The organism is Bacillus sp. LR--39 (assembly GCF_053613335.1).
Genome location: NZ_JBSIOT010000151.1, coordinates 1 through 1,439, shown reverse-complemented (window position 1 = coordinate 1,439; position 1,439 = coordinate 1). Strand labels below are relative to the sequence as shown.

The 1,439-nt window shown below is 43.6% G+C and carries 1 protein-coding gene; it reads right to left on the bottom strand.

Annotated features, from left to right (window positions below; all coding sequences use genetic code 11):
- Positions 1-227: 227 nt before the first annotated feature.
- Positions 228-1,439 (bottom strand): biotin/lipoyl-containing protein (locus tag ACWHAR_RS21280; protein ID WP_452087743.1); only part of this gene is annotated, 1,212 nt, incomplete at its 5' end.

Genomic DNA, 1,439 nt, shown 5'->3' with positions numbered 1-1,439 from the left:
TATTAAAGCCTTTTGGCCATTGGAAAATCAGATTGTGCTTAAAGAAATATGCATGGACTACTACAAAGCATCTAAAAAATTGGTGGTATACCTCTTTTTATTTTGGGCTTGTGACAGTACTCTATAATCTCTGAAGTCCCCTTATATCTCTTCTAACCATCTGTTTCACTCCACATTTTCTATAAAAAAACAAGAGTGTATATCATTGATATACACTCTTGTTTTTTTTATGCTTTTTCAATTTCGAGAAGCAGATCTCCCGTTTGGATCGGCTCACCATTTTTCACATGAACCTGCTTGATTGTTCCTGAGAAAGGCGCCTGAACCGTTGTTTCCATTTTCATCGCTTCATTAATCATCAAATGATCACCTTTATTGACTTTTGTGCCTGCTTCAGCCAATACCTTAATAACTGTTCCAGGCATAGAAGCTGCGATGTGGCTTGGATTTGTCCGGTCTGCTTTCAGCCTTTCCTGAACGGAAGACTTAATGCTTTCATCTTTAATGACTACTTCACGCGGCTGCCCGTTGAGTTCGAAATAAACGACGCGGGTGGCATCAGGCTGAGGCTCACCGATTGAAATCAGCTTAACGATCAGCGTTTTGCCGCGCTCAATTTCAACTTCTATCTCTTCACCTAATGTCATACCGTAGAAGAATGTCGGTGTATCTAATACCGAGATGTCTCCATAGCTTTCTGTCGTTTTCACATAATCAGTGAAGACTTTAGGATAAAGGGCATATGCCACAGCATCCTGATCTGAAATTTCCAAGTTATGCTGCTCTTTAAATTCCTGTTTGATCGCTTCAAATGACACCGGCTCAAGCAGTTCGCCCGGTCTGACTGTAATCGGCTCCTGTCCTTTTAAGATCAGCTTTTGCAGTTTTTCCGGGAATCCGCCATGAGGCTGGCCGATATTTCCTTTGAAAAGCTCCACGACAGAATCAGGGAAATCTAAAGATTCGCCTTTTTCGTAAACGTCTTTTTCAGTCAGATTGTTTTGCACCATGTAAAGTGCCATATCTCCGACAACTTTTGAGGAAGGCGTTACCTTGACGATGTCACCGAACATATCGTTCACGCGTCTGTACATTTCCTTGACTTCGTTCCATCGGTCGCCAAGGCCTACTCCCTTGGCCTGCTGCTGCAGGTTGCTGTATTGGCCCCCTGGCATTTCGTGTTCATAAATTTCAGTATGCGGAGACTTCATTCCGCTTTCAAATTCACTATAATATTTACGCACCGACTCCCAATATTGGGACAGCAATTCAACGCCTTGGACATTCATTTCCGGACGGCGGTCGTTGCCTTCCATCGCATGATAAAATCCGCTCGCGCTAGGCTGTGACGTTAATCCCGCCATTGAGCTGACCGCCACGTCTATAATATCAACGCCGGCTTCAACAGCTTTCGCATACATATAAATACCGTTTCCGCT